This is a genomic window from Pseudomonas sp. COR18 (assembly GCF_048568395.1).
Classification (GTDB): domain Bacteria; phylum Pseudomonadota; class Gammaproteobacteria; order Pseudomonadales; family Pseudomonadaceae; genus Aquipseudomonas; species Aquipseudomonas fuscovaginae_B.
Window position 1 is genome coordinate 655,151 of record NZ_CP183808.1, and the last position, 12,962, is coordinate 668,112.

The 12,962-nt window shown below is 64.3% G+C and carries 13 protein-coding genes; 6 read left to right on the forward strand and 7 right to left on the reverse strand.

Features of this window, described 5'->3' with window-relative positions; genetic code table 11:
- The first annotated feature begins 30 nt into the window (after window positions 1-30).
- From ACM62G_RS02915 to ACM62G_RS02930, 4 genes are all read left to right on the forward strand, one after another.
- Window positions 31-1,803 carry an N-acetylglutaminylglutamine amidotransferase gene (locus ACM62G_RS02915; RefSeq protein WP_419736659.1) on the forward strand — a complete coding sequence of 591 codons (1,773 nt, stop codon included), beginning with the start codon at window positions 31-33 and terminating at the stop codon, window positions 1,801-1,803.
- Window positions 1,804-1,807: 4 nt separating this feature from the next.
- Window positions 1,808-3,553, forward strand: a complete 1,746-nt coding sequence (gene ngg, locus ACM62G_RS02920) for an N-acetylglutaminylglutamine synthetase (RefSeq protein ID WP_054063923.1) — start codon at window positions 1,808-1,810, stop codon at window positions 3,551-3,553.
- A 215-nt stretch (window positions 3,554-3,768) separates the two neighbouring features.
- On the forward strand, window positions 3,769-4,962 hold the full coding sequence (locus tag ACM62G_RS02925) for an osmoprotectant NAGGN system M42 family peptidase (RefSeq protein WP_054057769.1): 1,194 nt from the start codon (window positions 3,769-3,771) through the stop codon (window positions 4,960-4,962).
- 86 nt (window positions 4,963-5,048) lie between these two features.
- A complete protein-coding gene (locus tag ACM62G_RS02930) occupies window positions 5,049-5,276 on the forward strand; it encodes a YheU family protein (protein ID WP_017906378.1) in 228 nt (75 codons plus the stop codon).
- Window positions 5,277-5,286: 10 nt separating this feature from the next.
- On the opposite strand, the gene csrA is transcribed toward ACM62G_RS02930, so the two are convergent.
- Both csrA and ACM62G_RS02940 read right to left on the reverse strand, forming a co-directional pair.
- Window positions 5,287-5,484, reverse strand: coding sequence for a carbon storage regulator CsrA (gene csrA / locus ACM62G_RS02935; protein ID WP_273826117.1), 198 nt, complete (start codon window positions 5,482-5,484; stop codon window positions 5,287-5,289).
- A gap of 185 nt (window positions 5,485-5,669) precedes the next feature.
- Window positions 5,670-6,485, reverse strand: coding sequence for an SDR family oxidoreductase (locus ACM62G_RS02940; RefSeq protein ID WP_419736660.1), 816 nt, complete (start codon window positions 6,483-6,485; stop codon window positions 5,670-5,672).
- 13 nt (window positions 6,486-6,498) lie between these two features.
- On the opposite strand from ACM62G_RS02940, the gene ACM62G_RS02945 reads away from it, so the two are divergent.
- Together ACM62G_RS02945 and ACM62G_RS02950 are read left to right on the forward strand one after the other, a co-directional pair.
- Window positions 6,499-6,753, forward strand: a complete 255-nt coding sequence (locus ACM62G_RS02945) for a hypothetical protein (protein WP_419736661.1) — start codon at window positions 6,499-6,501, stop codon at window positions 6,751-6,753.
- A 49-nt stretch (window positions 6,754-6,802) separates the two neighbouring features.
- Window positions 6,803-6,955 carry a DUF3309 family protein gene (locus ACM62G_RS02950; RefSeq protein WP_081005919.1) on the forward strand — a complete coding sequence of 51 codons (153 nt, stop codon included), beginning with the start codon at window positions 6,803-6,805 and terminating at the stop codon, window positions 6,953-6,955.
- Window positions 6,956-7,030: 75 nt separating this feature from the next.
- Here the strand turns inward: ACM62G_RS02950 and ACM62G_RS02955 are convergent, their stop codons facing one another.
- From ACM62G_RS02955 to ACM62G_RS02975, 5 genes are all read right to left on the reverse strand, one after another.
- A complete protein-coding gene (locus ACM62G_RS02955) occupies window positions 7,031-9,112 on the reverse strand; it encodes an LTA synthase family protein (protein WP_273826116.1) in 2,082 nt (693 codons plus the stop codon).
- A gap of 342 nt (window positions 9,113-9,454) precedes the next feature.
- Entirely contained in the window at window positions 9,455-9,646 is a 192-nt protein-coding gene (locus tag ACM62G_RS02960) for a PLDc N-terminal domain-containing protein (protein WP_010449788.1), read from the reverse strand.
- Between the two features lie 76 nt (window positions 9,647-9,722).
- Window positions 9,723-10,253, reverse strand: a complete 531-nt coding sequence (locus ACM62G_RS02965) for a hypothetical protein (RefSeq protein ID WP_054057773.1) — start codon at window positions 10,251-10,253, stop codon at window positions 9,723-9,725.
- Window positions 10,254-10,346: 93 nt separating this feature from the next.
- Window positions 10,347-10,865, reverse strand: coding sequence for an ankyrin repeat domain-containing protein (locus tag ACM62G_RS02970; RefSeq protein ID WP_054057774.1), 519 nt, complete (start codon window positions 10,863-10,865; stop codon window positions 10,347-10,349).
- Between the two features lie 108 nt (window positions 10,866-10,973).
- Window positions 10,974-12,812: a long-chain-acyl-CoA synthetase gene (locus tag ACM62G_RS02975; protein WP_419736662.1), complete on the reverse strand. Its 1,839-nt coding sequence runs from the start codon at window positions 12,810-12,812 to the stop codon at window positions 10,974-10,976.
- Between the last annotated feature and the right edge of the window lie 150 nt (window positions 12,813-12,962).

Below are 12,962 nucleotides of genomic sequence, written 5' to 3' on the forward strand. Positions count from 1 at the left end.
CCCTCCCCAACGGATAACCGGTAAGGACTTATGTGCGCAATTGCTGGAGAACTACGTTTCGATCGACACCCCGCGGACCTGGCCGCCCTTGAGCGGATCACCCACCACATGGCCCCACGCGGCCCCGATGCCTGGGGCTTCCATAGCCAGGGGCCGATTGCCCTGGGCCACCGTCGACTGAAAATCATGGACCTGTCGGATGCCTCGGCGCAGCCGATGATCGACCCCGACCTGGGCCTGTCCCTGACCTTCAACGGGGCCATCTACAACTTCCCCGAACTGCGCCGGGAACTGGAGCAGTTGGGCTACGCCTTCTACTCCGGTGGCGACACCGAAGTGCTGCTCAAGGGCTACCACGCCTGGCGCGAAGCCCTGCTGCCCAAGCTCAACGGCATGTTCGCCCTGGCGATCTGGGAGCGCGATGCGCAACGCCTGTTCATCGCCCGCGACCGTCTCGGGGTCAAGCCGCTGTACCTCTCCCACAACGCCCAGCGCCTGCGCTTCGCCTCAAGCCTGCCGGCGCTGCTGCAAGGTGGCGACATCAACCCGCTGCTCGACCCGGTCGCCCTCAACCACTACCTGAACTTCCATGCCGTGGTACCGGCGCCGCGCACCCTGCTGGCGGGCATCGAGAAACTGCCACCGGCGACCTGGCTGCGCATCGACGCCAACGGCCAGCGCGAACAGCACACCTGGTGGTCGCTGAACTATGGTCCGGCGCCTGATGAACTCGACCTGGGCCTGGAAGACTGGCGCGACCGGGTGCTCGCCAGCACCCGCGAAGCGGTGGCGATCCGCCAGCGGGCGGCGGTGGATGTCGGCGTGCTGCTGTCCGGCGGCGTCGACTCGAGCCTGCTGGTCGGGCTGCTGCGTGAAGCCGGGGTGGAACAGTTGTCGACCTTCTCCATCGGCTTCCAGGATGCCGGTGGCGAGCGCGGCGACGAATTCCAGTACTCGGACCTGATCGCCCGCCATTACGACACGCGGCATCACCAGTTGCGCATCGACGAACGGGAAATCATCGAGCAGTTGCCGGCGGCGTTCCGCGCCATGAGCGAGCCGATGGTCAGCCACGACTGCATTGCCTTCTACCTGCTGTCGCGGGAAGTGGCCCGGCATTGCAAGGTGGTGCAAAGCGGCCAGGGTGCCGACGAACTGTTCGCTGGCTACCACTGGTATCCGCAGGTGGACGGTGCGGCCGACCCGTGGGCGGCCTACCGCGAAGCCTTCTTCGACCGCAGCTACGACGACTATGCCGCCACCGTGCAGCCGGCCTGGTTGCTCGGCGAGGATGCGGCAGGCGATTTCGTTCGCGAGCACTTCGCCCTGCCCGGGGCCAATGCCGCCGTGGACAAGGCGTTGCGCCTGGACAGCACGGTGATGCTGGTGGACGACCCGGTCAAGCGCGTCGACAACATGACCATGGCCTGGGGCCTGGAAGCCCGCACGCCGTTCCTCGACTACCGGCTGGTGGAACTGTCGGCACGCATCCCGGCCCGCTTCAAGCTGCCGGACGGCGGCAAGCAGGTGCTCAAGGAAGCCGCCCGCCTGGTCATTCCCAGCGAGGTCATCGACCGCAAGAAGGGCTACTTCCCGGTGCCCGGCCTCAAGCACCTGCAGGGTGAGACGCTGGCCTGGGTCCGCGAGCTGCTGCTCGACCCGAGCCAGGACCGCGGCCTGTTCAACCCGGCGATGCTCGACCGCCTGCTGACCGATCCACAGGGTCAGCTCACTCCGCTGCGCGGCTCCAAGCTGTGGCAGTTGGCGGCCCTCAACCTGTGGCTCAGCGAACAAGGGATCTGATCGGATGAAAGCTCACGCCACGACCTACAGCCAACGCCTGCTGCGCGGCCAGCCGCCCTCCTACGAACGCCTGCAGGCGCGCCTGGCCGAGGACGGCAACGAGCCGGCCCCGGAACCGGTGGCCGTGCACTGCGGCTGGGGCCGGCTGCTGGTCGGTCACACCTTCGCCGACCCGGCCGCGCTGGCCGAGGAACTGCTCAACGAGCAGTCCGGCGAACGCGATATCGCCCTGTATGTCGCCGCACCGCAGCAGGTGCTGGCCCAGGCGCCTCAGCAACTGTTCCTCGACCCGTCGGATACCCTGCGCCTGTGGTTCAGCGACTACCGCCCGGCCACCCGGGTGTTTCGCGGTTTCCGCATTCGCCGGGCACAGAGCCCCGAGGACTGGCAGGCGATCAACCAGTTGTACCTGGCCCGCGGCATGCTGCCGATCGACCCGGAACTGCTGACCCCGCGCCACGAGGGCGGGCCGGTGTACTGGCTGGCGGAGGACGAGGACAGCGGTGCGCTGATCGGCAGTGTCATGGGCCTCAACCATCGCAAGGCCTTCCACGACCCGGAGCACGGTTGCAGCCTCTGGTGCCTGGCGGTCGACCCGCACTGCAGCCGCCCGGGCGTCGGCGAGGTGCTGGTGCGGCACCTGGTCGAGCACTTCATGAGCCGTGGCCTGGACCACCTCGACCTGTCGGTGCTGCATGACAATCGCCAAGCCAAGAGCCTCTACGCCAAGCTCGGCTTCCGCACCCTCAGCACCTTCGCCATCAAGCGCAAGAACGGCATCAACCAGCCACTGTTCCTCGGTCCGGGGCCGGAAGCCGGGTTCAATCCCTATGCCCGGATCCTGGTGGAAGAAGCCCACCGGCGCGGCATCGACGTGCAGGTCGACGATGCCGCCGCCGGCCTGTTCACCCTCAGCCACGGCGGGCGCCGGGTACGCTGCCGGGAATCGCTGACCGACCTGACCAGCGCCATCAGCATGAGCCTGTGCCAGGACAAGAGCCTGACCCACCGGGTGCTCAGCGAGGCCGGCCTGAACGTACCACAGCAACAGCGTGCGGCGAGCGCCGAGGACAACCTGGCGTTTCTGCGCGCCCACGGGCGCATCGTCGTCAAACCCCTGGACGGCGAGCAGGGCCAGGGGGTGGCGGTGGACCTGCGCAGTGCCGAGGAAGTCGAACAGGCGATCAAGGCCGCCCGCGCCTTCGACAGCCGAGTGCTGCTGGAAAGCTTTCATGAAGGTCTGGACCTGCGCATCGTGGTGATCGGCTTCAAGGTGGTGGCCGCCGCGCTGCGCCACCCGGCCCAGGTGGTCGGCGATGGCCAACACAGCATCGGCGCCCTGATCGAGGCCCAGAGCCGCCGACGCCAGGCCGCCACCGGCGGCGAGAGCCGGATCCCCCTCGATGCGGAAACCCAGCGCACCCTGCATGCCGCCGGCTACGACTACAACACCGTGTTGCCCAGGGGCGAACAACTGGCGGTGCGCCGCACGGCCAACCTGCACACCGGCGGCAGCCTGGAAGACGTCACCGCGATCCTGCACCCGACGCTGGCAGAAGCCGCCGTGCAGGCCGCGCGGGCCCTGGACATCCCGGTGGTCGGCCTGGACCTGATGGTGCCGGCGGCGGACCAGCCGGAGTACGTGTTCATCGAGGCCAACGAACGCTGCGGGCTGGCCAACCACGAACCCCAGCCGACCGCGGAGCGGTTCATCGACCTGCTGTTTCCCCATAGCCGGCCCACGCAGTAGACAACCCCGGCCACTGTCCCATCGTGGAAGACGCCCGGCTCTTGGCCAAGGTCGACAGACATCTTCGCGGACAAACCCGGCTCCTACGGGTTACGGGTGCTCATCCGGCTTGATGCACCGCATTGCACTGTAGGAGCCGGACTTGCCCGCGAAAGCGCCCTCCAGCCTGGGCCAGGATCCCGGCCCACCACGTCCCCTGATACAAAGGAGTCGCCATGACCCATCCACTCCCCCATCCCGACCTCGACTACCTGCAACGGGTGCTGCTGGAAATGCTCGCCATCCCCAGCCCGACCGGCTTCACCGACACCATCGTGCGGTATGTCGCCGAACGCCTCGAAGAACTCGGCATTCCCTTCGAACTGACCCGCCGCGGCACTATCCGCGCCACCCTCAAGGGTCGCCAGAGCAGCCCGGACCGCGCCGTGTCGGCACACCTGGACACCATCGGCGCCGCCGTGCGGGCGATCAAGGACAATGGCCGGCTGAGCCTGGCGCCGGTGGGCTGCTGGTCCAGCCGTTTCGCCGAGGGCAGCCGGGTCAGCCTGTTCACCGATACCGGAGTGATCCGCGGCAGCGTGTTGCCGCTGATGGCCTCCGGGCACGCCTTCAACACCGCCGTGGATGAACTGCCGGTCAGTTGGGATCACGTCGAACTGCGCCTGGATGCCTATTGCGCGACCCGCGCCGATTGCGACGCGCTGGGCATCGGCATCGGTGATTTCGTCGCCTTCGACCCCTTGCCGGAGTTCACCGAGAGCGGCCACATCAGCGCCCGGCACCTGGACGACAAGGCCGGCGTCGCGGCCCTGCTCACCGCGCTCAAGGCGATCGTCGAAAGCGGCGTGCAACCGCTGATCGACTGCCACCCGCTGTTCACCATCACCGAGGAGATCGGCAGCGGTGCGGCGGCGGCCCTGCCCTGGGATGTCAGCGAGTTCGTCGGCATCGATATCGCCCCGGTCGCGCCCGGCCAGCACTCGAACGAACACGCGGTGAGCGTGGCGATGCAGGACTCCGGCGGTCCCTACGACTACCACCTGTCACGCCACCTGCTGAATCTGGCGGCAGCCAGTGAACTGCCGGTGCGCCGCGACCTGTTCCGCTACTACTTCAGCGATGCCCATTCGGCGGCGACCGCCGGGCACGACAGTCGCATGGCGCTGCTGGCCTTCGGTTGCGATGCCACCCACGGTTATGAACGCACCCATATCGACAGCCTGGCGGCCCTGAGCCGCCTGCTCGGCGCCTACCTGCTCAGCCCGCCGGTGTTCGCCAGCGATGCGCAGCCGGCCAGTGGCTCCCTCGACCGTTTCAGTCGGCAACTGGAACACGAGACCCAGATGGAAAGCGACACCCGGGTGCCGACGGTGGACAGCCTGATCGGCCAGCGCAACCCGCTCGATTGAGGGCAAACGCGGCTGCCGGCCGATTACCGGTAGCCGTGCCCGGCCAGTCGCAGTAGGATCACGGCGATTCCCGAAGAGAGCCTTTCATGCTGATTCCCCACGACCAACTCGAACCCGATACCCTGACCCGGCTGATCGAGGATTTCGTCAGCCGCGACGGCACCGACAACGGCGACGACACGCCTCAGGAAACCCGTGTGCTGCGGGTCCGGCAGGCCTTGAGCAAGGGCCAGGCGGTGATCTTCTTCGACCTGGAAAGCCAGCAGTGCCAGTTGCTGCCCAAGCACGCAGTGCCCAAGGAGTTCTTCGACTGAAGCGGCGACCCTAGCGCTGCGCCACCGGATCACGGACGGACTCGACCTTCGTCAGGATCCGGCGGTAGATCTCGGCACGATGGACATTGACGTTCTTCGGCGCTTCCACGCCAAAACGCACGTGGTTGCCATTGACCGCGAGAATCCGCACGGTGATGTTGTCGCCGATGGAAATCTTCTCGCCCACGACACGGCTCAATACAAGCATGGCACTTATCCTCAAGGGTTTATGAGTGCCCAAGACTGCCCGGCCGGTTCAGCGCCTTCAATGCAACAGCGGCAAATCAGCCCGCCCTTACCGACACGGCCGATTCGCCCTACAGAATCAGATTTCATACTGCGCCCCATCAGACTTTTCGCCACAGCGATGTCCGAGCGGAGCGCCCTGCCCGCCTACTGGCTGGACTGCCTGGCCTTGGCCCGCATCTTGTTGGCCATCACGGTCATCTCGTTATAGAGCAACTGCGGGTTCTTCTGCTTCAGGGCCCAGGCCATGCGGCCCTGCTCATGGGGCAGGATCAGGAACTCACCCTCGGCGACACGCTGGTAGATGTAGTCGGCGATGTCGCTGGCGGTGATCGGCGAACTCTCCAGCAGCTTGCCGACCTGGGCTTTCATGGCGGGCGTCGGGCCACGGAAGGAGTCCAGCAGGTTGGTCTGGAAAAACGACGGGCAGACCACGTGAACGCCGATTTCCTCCTGCGCTAGTTCCACCAGCAGGCTCTCGGACAAGGCCACCACGCCAGCCTTGGCGACGTTGTAGTTGCTCATCGCCGGGCCCTGCATCAGGGCGGCCATGGACGCGATATTGATGATCCGGCCCTTGCTCTGCTCCAGCAGCGGCAGGAACGCCTTGCAGCCCTTGACGACCCCCATCAGGTTGATCGCGATCTGCCACTCCCAGTCTTCCAGGGACAGTTCGCTGAAGAAGCCCCCGGAAGCCACGCCGGCATTGTTGACGATCACATCGATGCCGCCGAACTTGTCCTCACAGGCCTGGGCCAGGGCCGTCAATTGGCTGTAGTCACGCACATCGCAACGCTGGGTGAAGCCGTCGCCGCCCGCCTCGCGCACCCGCGCGAGGGTTTCCAGCAACCCGGCTTCGCTGACATCGGACAAGGCCAACCGCCAGCCTTCACGCGCCCAACGCAGGGCGATTTCGCGACCCAGGCCGGAGCCTGCGCCAGTGATCATGATGCGATTTTGCATAGGAGGATGCCTTGTGCGTTCGGAAGAAGTGAGCCGCAGTGTAGCGAAGGAATATCACCCACCCATGCACCATCAGATTGCTGAATACTGGAGGCAAAGTCGCGCCCGAGGACAACTTCCGGAGGTGCCGCAAGCGTCACGGGTGAACCGCCGAAAGTGCATCGACGACATGGAGCGAAGGCAATCGATGGCGGAAAAATACCTGAATAAAAAACTGAATTTTCCCTGCGACGTGCCAGTCGGAAATTTAAACCGGTTCGTTATTTGAATGATGAATCGAATCGTTTACTGACGGGACAACCAACAAGGAAAACACCATGGGTACTATTCTGATTGTCATCCTGATTCTATTGCTGATCGGCGGTCTGCCGGTGTTCCCGCACTCCAGGAACTGGGGCTACGGCCCATCGGGCGTCATCGGTACCGTGCTGGTGATTCTGCTGATTCTGGTTCTGCTCGGGAGGATATGACGCCAGCACCCGGCAATGAAAAACGCCCCGAAGTCTCGGGGCGTTTTTCATGTTGCGGGAATAACCGGCCAGGTGTTACTTGGTCGGTGCCACACCCGCGGTGTTATCCAGCAGGCTCTTGGTCGCGGTCTGGATGAAGGAACCGAGTTTCTGCTTCAGCTCGGCTTCGTCCGGCGAGTTCGGCAGCAATTCGCCACCTGGGGTGGCGCCCAGGTGGTAGCTCCACAGACGCGCCGGCACATCCTTGGGCTGCACCAGAACACGGTCGCCGGTGACCAGCGCCACGGTCGGCTCGCTGCCCGACGGCTTGATCATGCCGATACCGTGGTCGCCTTCCGGCAGGTTGAGCAGGTCACGCCCCCAGCACTGCTGGCGGAACTCGCCGCCCAGGCGGCCCATGATGGTCGGGACGATATCGATCTGGGTACCGACGGTGTCGCGGCGCGCGCCGAATTTCTCCTGGATGCCCGGGCCGATCAGCAGCAGCGGCACGTTGAAGCGTCCCAGGTCCATTTCGGTGATCTGCTCCTCGTTGCCGAAACCATGGTCACCGACCACCACGAACAGGGTGTCCTTGAAGTAGGGCTCCTTGCGGGCCTTCTCGAAGAACTGGCCCAGGGCCCAGTCGGAGTAGCGCATGGCCGTCAGGTGCTCGTTGAGCGTGCCACGATCGGTGACGCGCTCGACCGGCAGGGGCGTCGGCAGTGCGTACGGGGTATGGTTGGATAGGGTCTGCAGCAGGGCATAGAACGGCTTGCCGCTCGCCTCCCGGGCCTTCAACTCTTCCAGGCTGCGGTTGAACATGTCCTGGTCGGACACGCCCCAGGTCGGGTCGGAGAATACCGGATTGACGAAGTCGTTGCGGCCGATGAAGGTGGTCATGCCCTGGCTGCCGAAGAAGCCCGACTGGTTGTCCCAGGCGAAATCGCCGTTGTAGACGTACACGTCGTCATATTTGCGGGCGCTGAGCAGTTGCGGCAGGCCGGACAGCTTGTGGCTGCCTTCCGGCGTCTGCATCAGGTACTCGAAACCGGGCAGGTTCGGGAAGCACGCCATGGTGGCGAACATGCCCTGGTGGGTGTGGGTACCGTTGGAGAAGAACCGCTCGAACAGCAGGCCCTCCTTGGACAGCTTGTCGAAATAAGGGGTGATGTTGCCGGGACGGCCGAGGGCGCCTACCGAGTGACCGGCGAAGCTTTCCATCAGGATCACCACGACGTTTTTGATCGGCAGGGTGTTCTGCGCCGGTGGCAGGGTGTCGCGGCGGATCGCGGCGATATCGCTGTCGACCAGCTTGTCATTGGCGGTCAGCAGCATGTCGCGCACGGTCTGCTGGGCCAGCGGCTGTTGCAGGGTGGCTTTCCAGATATTGTCGCGATCATCGGACAGGCGACTCTGGGCCGCCGAGATCAGCGTCAGCGTCCCATTGAGGCCCAGCTGGTTGGCGAAGTTCGATTCGGTGGTGTAGGCATCGCCCCAGCGCAGTGGCGGGCCCTGGCGCAGGGTGCCGCGGGCGGCGACGACGCAGACCAGCAGCAGCACTACGAACAGCACGGCACGGGCATACCAGGGGGCGACGGCACGGCTGCCGGTGCTCGCCGCGAAACCGCCACGGGGACGGGTGATCCGGTCGGCGCCGCGGAACAGCAGGCTCAGCACCACGGTACCCACGGCCCAGGCCAGCAGGTAGCGGACCACCGGGAAACCGTACCAGAGCATGCTCATCACGGTTTTCGGGTCTTCCTTCACGTACTGGAACACCAGGCCGTTGAGGCGCTGGTGGAACTCGCGGTAGAAGTCCATTTCCATCAGGCCGAAGAACAGCGCCAGGCTCGAGGTCACCGTCAGCCAGAAGCGGAACAGGCCGCGTGCGGCCATGGCCCGGGCGCTGAGGAACGCCAGCGTCAACGGAATACAGAGGTAGACCACGATACGGATATCGAAACGCAGGCCGTTACCGAACGCCTCGAGGAAGGTCGAGGCCGGGGTGTCGAGGATCATCTCGCGGTTGTAGACCAGCAATGCCACCCGCAGCAGGGTGAACATCACCATCATGATCAATGCACACAACAGCGTGTAAGCCAGGTGAGACTTGACTGACGGTTGCGGCAGGCGCGTTGAGGAGCGCTGCGTGCTCAGGGCGTCCGGGTTTGCCATGTCGATTGGAGACTCGTTGGATTCAGGTTGAGAAGTCGGGTTCTGCGGCGCCCTGCCCTCCCTGTGACGCGAGAGGGGCGCGAAGCCGGCAAATGTTGCACGATCATCGGTGGTTTACCACCCATGTATCGTCATTAACCGTTGAAATTCTCTCTCACCAAAGGAAAAACCTTTTCAGAACAACGGATTGCAGTATGAGAGAGCGCTAAATCAAGCGAAGGAATTGTCGTAGACGGAATGTGAAAATTTCGTTGGACGCATGTTTTGACACACAAAAAGGAACGGCCTGCCGAAGCGCGCCGCGCCACTCCGGCAGGAAACGCCCGACCGCCACCCAGGCCGCTAGATCCGTACGTTGCCCCGTGGCCCCGCAATCGCCCAGATGATCAGCCCCAGTACCGGCAGCAGGGCGATCAGCAGCACCCAGAGGATTTTCATCCCGGTTTCGGCACCGCTTTTCAGGACGTTGAGAATGGCCCAGATATCCAGGGCCAGGATGATCAGGCCAACGAGGCCATTGAAGGTCGAACCCATGGTGCTGCTCCCGAATGATGAGGACTGGCATTAGTAGGATAGCCGGCCACGACCAGGGTTCCGTCCAATTCCCGCCTCAGACGTGCAGCGCGATCCGCAGGGCTTCCAGGGACGGTGCGGCGGCGATGCCGACCTGCTCGCACAACTCCAGCACCCGTGGCAGGTCATTACCGTAGACCAGCACCGCCTGCAGTTCATCATCCAGCAGTTGGCTGAAGTTCAGCAGCACGTAGCCCCCCATTTCCGGGTTCATGCTCGAAAGCTGGATCTGGATGCGGTTCAGTGCCGTCAGCGCCTCGACCTTGGCCAATTGCTTGGGCTTGATGTTGAACGGCACGTCCTTGCCGAAGGACGCGACGATCTGGGCAAACAGGTCCATGTAGGTGTCCGCCTGGAACAGCACGGTCTCCGGCAGGCTGCCGACCACGACCCACTCACCCAGGGGGATCGGGAAGCTGTCGTCGTAGTTGATATCCGGATTGGCCGCCAGGAAACCGGCCTCGTCCGCATAGGCCTGGGCGGCCTCGTCGGCGATCTGCAGGATCTCGGCTTCGCCCATGCAGCCGGAGCTGATTTTGGTGATGAGTTCGATAAGGGCGGTTTTCATGGAGACACTGCGACCTGGGGCTGTTCGGGGGCGCGAAGAATAGCGCAAATAACGGCGCCGTGCAGGTACAGGACCGGCACGACGCCGGCAAGCTCAGGCCTCCAGTTGCTGCAACTGCGCGGCCGTGTCCGTCGCGCCCATGGTCCGGGCAGCCGCCAGCGCCGTGACACCATTGGCATCCGTGGCCCGGGGGTCGGCTCCCTGGCTGAGCAGGTACTCGACGATCGCGGTGCGGTTGAACATCGCCGCCATCATCAAGGCCGTACGACCGTCCGCCGAAGCGCCCTCGACCTGCGCCCCGCCTTCGATCAGCAGCCTGACCATCGGCAGGTCGCCCTTGAAGGCGGCCCCGGCAATCGGGCTCTGGCCGTTGGCATTGCGGATTTCCGGATCGGCCTTGTGTTCGAGCAGCACCCGCACCGCATCGACATGTCCATGGTAGCTGGCGAGCATCAGCAGGGTGTCACCCTTGTGGTTGCGCAGGTTGACCGGCAGGCCGCTGCTCAGCAGCGCGGCCAGCATGGCGGCATCGCCCTTGCGCGCCACGTCGAACACCTGTTCGGCAAATTCGGCGGCTTCTTCTTCGGTCATTTGTCGGGCTTGATCGGACATCTCGGAACTCCCTGTGGCTGAACGGGAAACGGCTCATCTATGGAGCCAGTTTCCCGACCTTGAGTTTCCCTGTCATGCCTTATTTTTCAAGCCCTTCCATAGCCAGAATCAATAACGGAACTTGCCAGCATGAATCTCTTCGTGAATCCGCCCGGTCACCTGCACATAGGTGTCGGAGCCCGGCAGCCAGGCGTAGATCGGATCGTCGCCGACCTTGCCGGGGTCGAAGGCCTCGTCCCGCAGCCGACCCTTCTGGTATTTGAAGGTGCCGGTGGTTTCCATCTTCAGCTTCACCCGCAGGAACAGCGGAATCGCATAGCTCGGCATCTGCTGGCGGGCGAAACTCAGCAACTCGGCGAAATCCAGGGTGGCCAGCGACTCGGCAGGCGTGATCGCGGCCATTCCCGCCCGGCCGTTGGTGTTGCTGATTTCCACCCCGTAGGCCACCACTTCGGCGATATGCGGGTGTTGCAGCAGGATATTCTCCACTTCGGTGGTGGACACGTTCTCGCCCTTCCAGCGGTAGGAGTCACCCAGGCGGTCGACGAACTGGGCATGGCCGAACCCGATGTCGCGCAGCAGGTCGCCGGTATTGAAATAGCGGTCGCCCTTTTCGAACACGTCGCACAGCACGACCTTCTGGGTCTTGGCCGATTCGGTGTAGCCGTCCAGCGGCGCCTTGTCGTCGATCCGCGCCAGCAGCAGGCCCTGGCCACCCTTGGGCACCTTGCGCATGAAACCGTCGGCGTCGCGCAGCGGTGTTCCGCAATCCGGGGCGTATTCCACCAGGGCCCAGGACATCAGGGAAAAGCCGATGGTGTTGTTGAAGTTGAGCGCGTTGGTGAAACCGATGTTGCCATCGCTGGCGGCATAGAATTCGCTGATGTGGTCGATGTCGAAACGCTGCTTGAACTCCCGCCAGACGCTCGGGCGCAGACCGTTGCCGATCATCTTCACCACCTTGTTGTGCTTGTCCGCGGGGCTTGGCGGCTGGTCCAGCAGATAGCGGCACAACTCGCCCACGTAACCCAGGGTGGTGGCGTTGAAACGCCGTGCCTCGTCCCAGAACTGGCTGGCGCTGAACTTGCGCCGGAAGGCGAACCCCGACGCCCCGGCAATCGCCGAGCCCCAGCACACGCACAGGCCCGTGGCGTGATACAGCGGCAGGGTGCAATAGAGGACATCCTGCGGCCCCATGTCGAGGGCGATAAGGCCGAAGCTGGCGTAGGTCTTCATCCAGCGACCATGACGGAAGATCCCGGCCTTGGGCAGACCAGTGGTGCCGGAGGTATAGATATAGAAACAGGGGTCATCACAGAAGATCTGCTGGCTGCTGGCCGGGTTCGTCTGGTCCTGGCCGAGGCTGGCGCTCATCAGGTTGATCCAGCCCGCGGGCGCTTCACCCGGATCGGCATCGGTGTCCTGATCCGCCACGAAGTAGTGCCGGGCCGGGTCGATCGCCACCTGCTCGCGCACGGCCGAATAGGCCCCGAGCAGTTCCGCCCCGACGACCATCGCCACCGGCGACACCAGCGTGATGCTGTGGACCAGCGCCCCCTGGGTCTGGGAGGTGTTGAGCATCGCGCAGACCCCGCCCACCTTGGCCACCGCCAGGATCGTCACCAGCAACTCGATGCGGTTCTCGATCAGCACGCCAATCACATCGCCCTTGCCGATGCCCTGAGCGATCAGGTAATGGGCTATGCGGTTGGCCCACTGGTTGGTCTGCTGATAAGTCAGGGAACGGTTGCCATAGAGCAGCGCCGCTCCCGAAGGATTGCGAGCCACCGCCTGTTCGAAACTCCAGGCGAGCCCGCAGGGCTGGTCGGGGGCTTTCACCTTGGACAGCTTGAGCCCGCGGATGACACGCGGCAGCGCCTTGGCAACGGTGGGAAGCTTGCGGAGCATCATGCCCCAGGTGATCACGTCATCGGTTTGAACGTTCATGGGTCACATCCTGTCTTTTATTATTATCGAGCGAACGTCGTCCGGGCCGACAACCTCGCCCACCGTCCTTGTTGCAGCCCCGGGATTCGCAGCGTCGCCGGGGCCCCGCCTCCAATCGAAAATACGGCAACCCTGGCGAAGCTGTACACG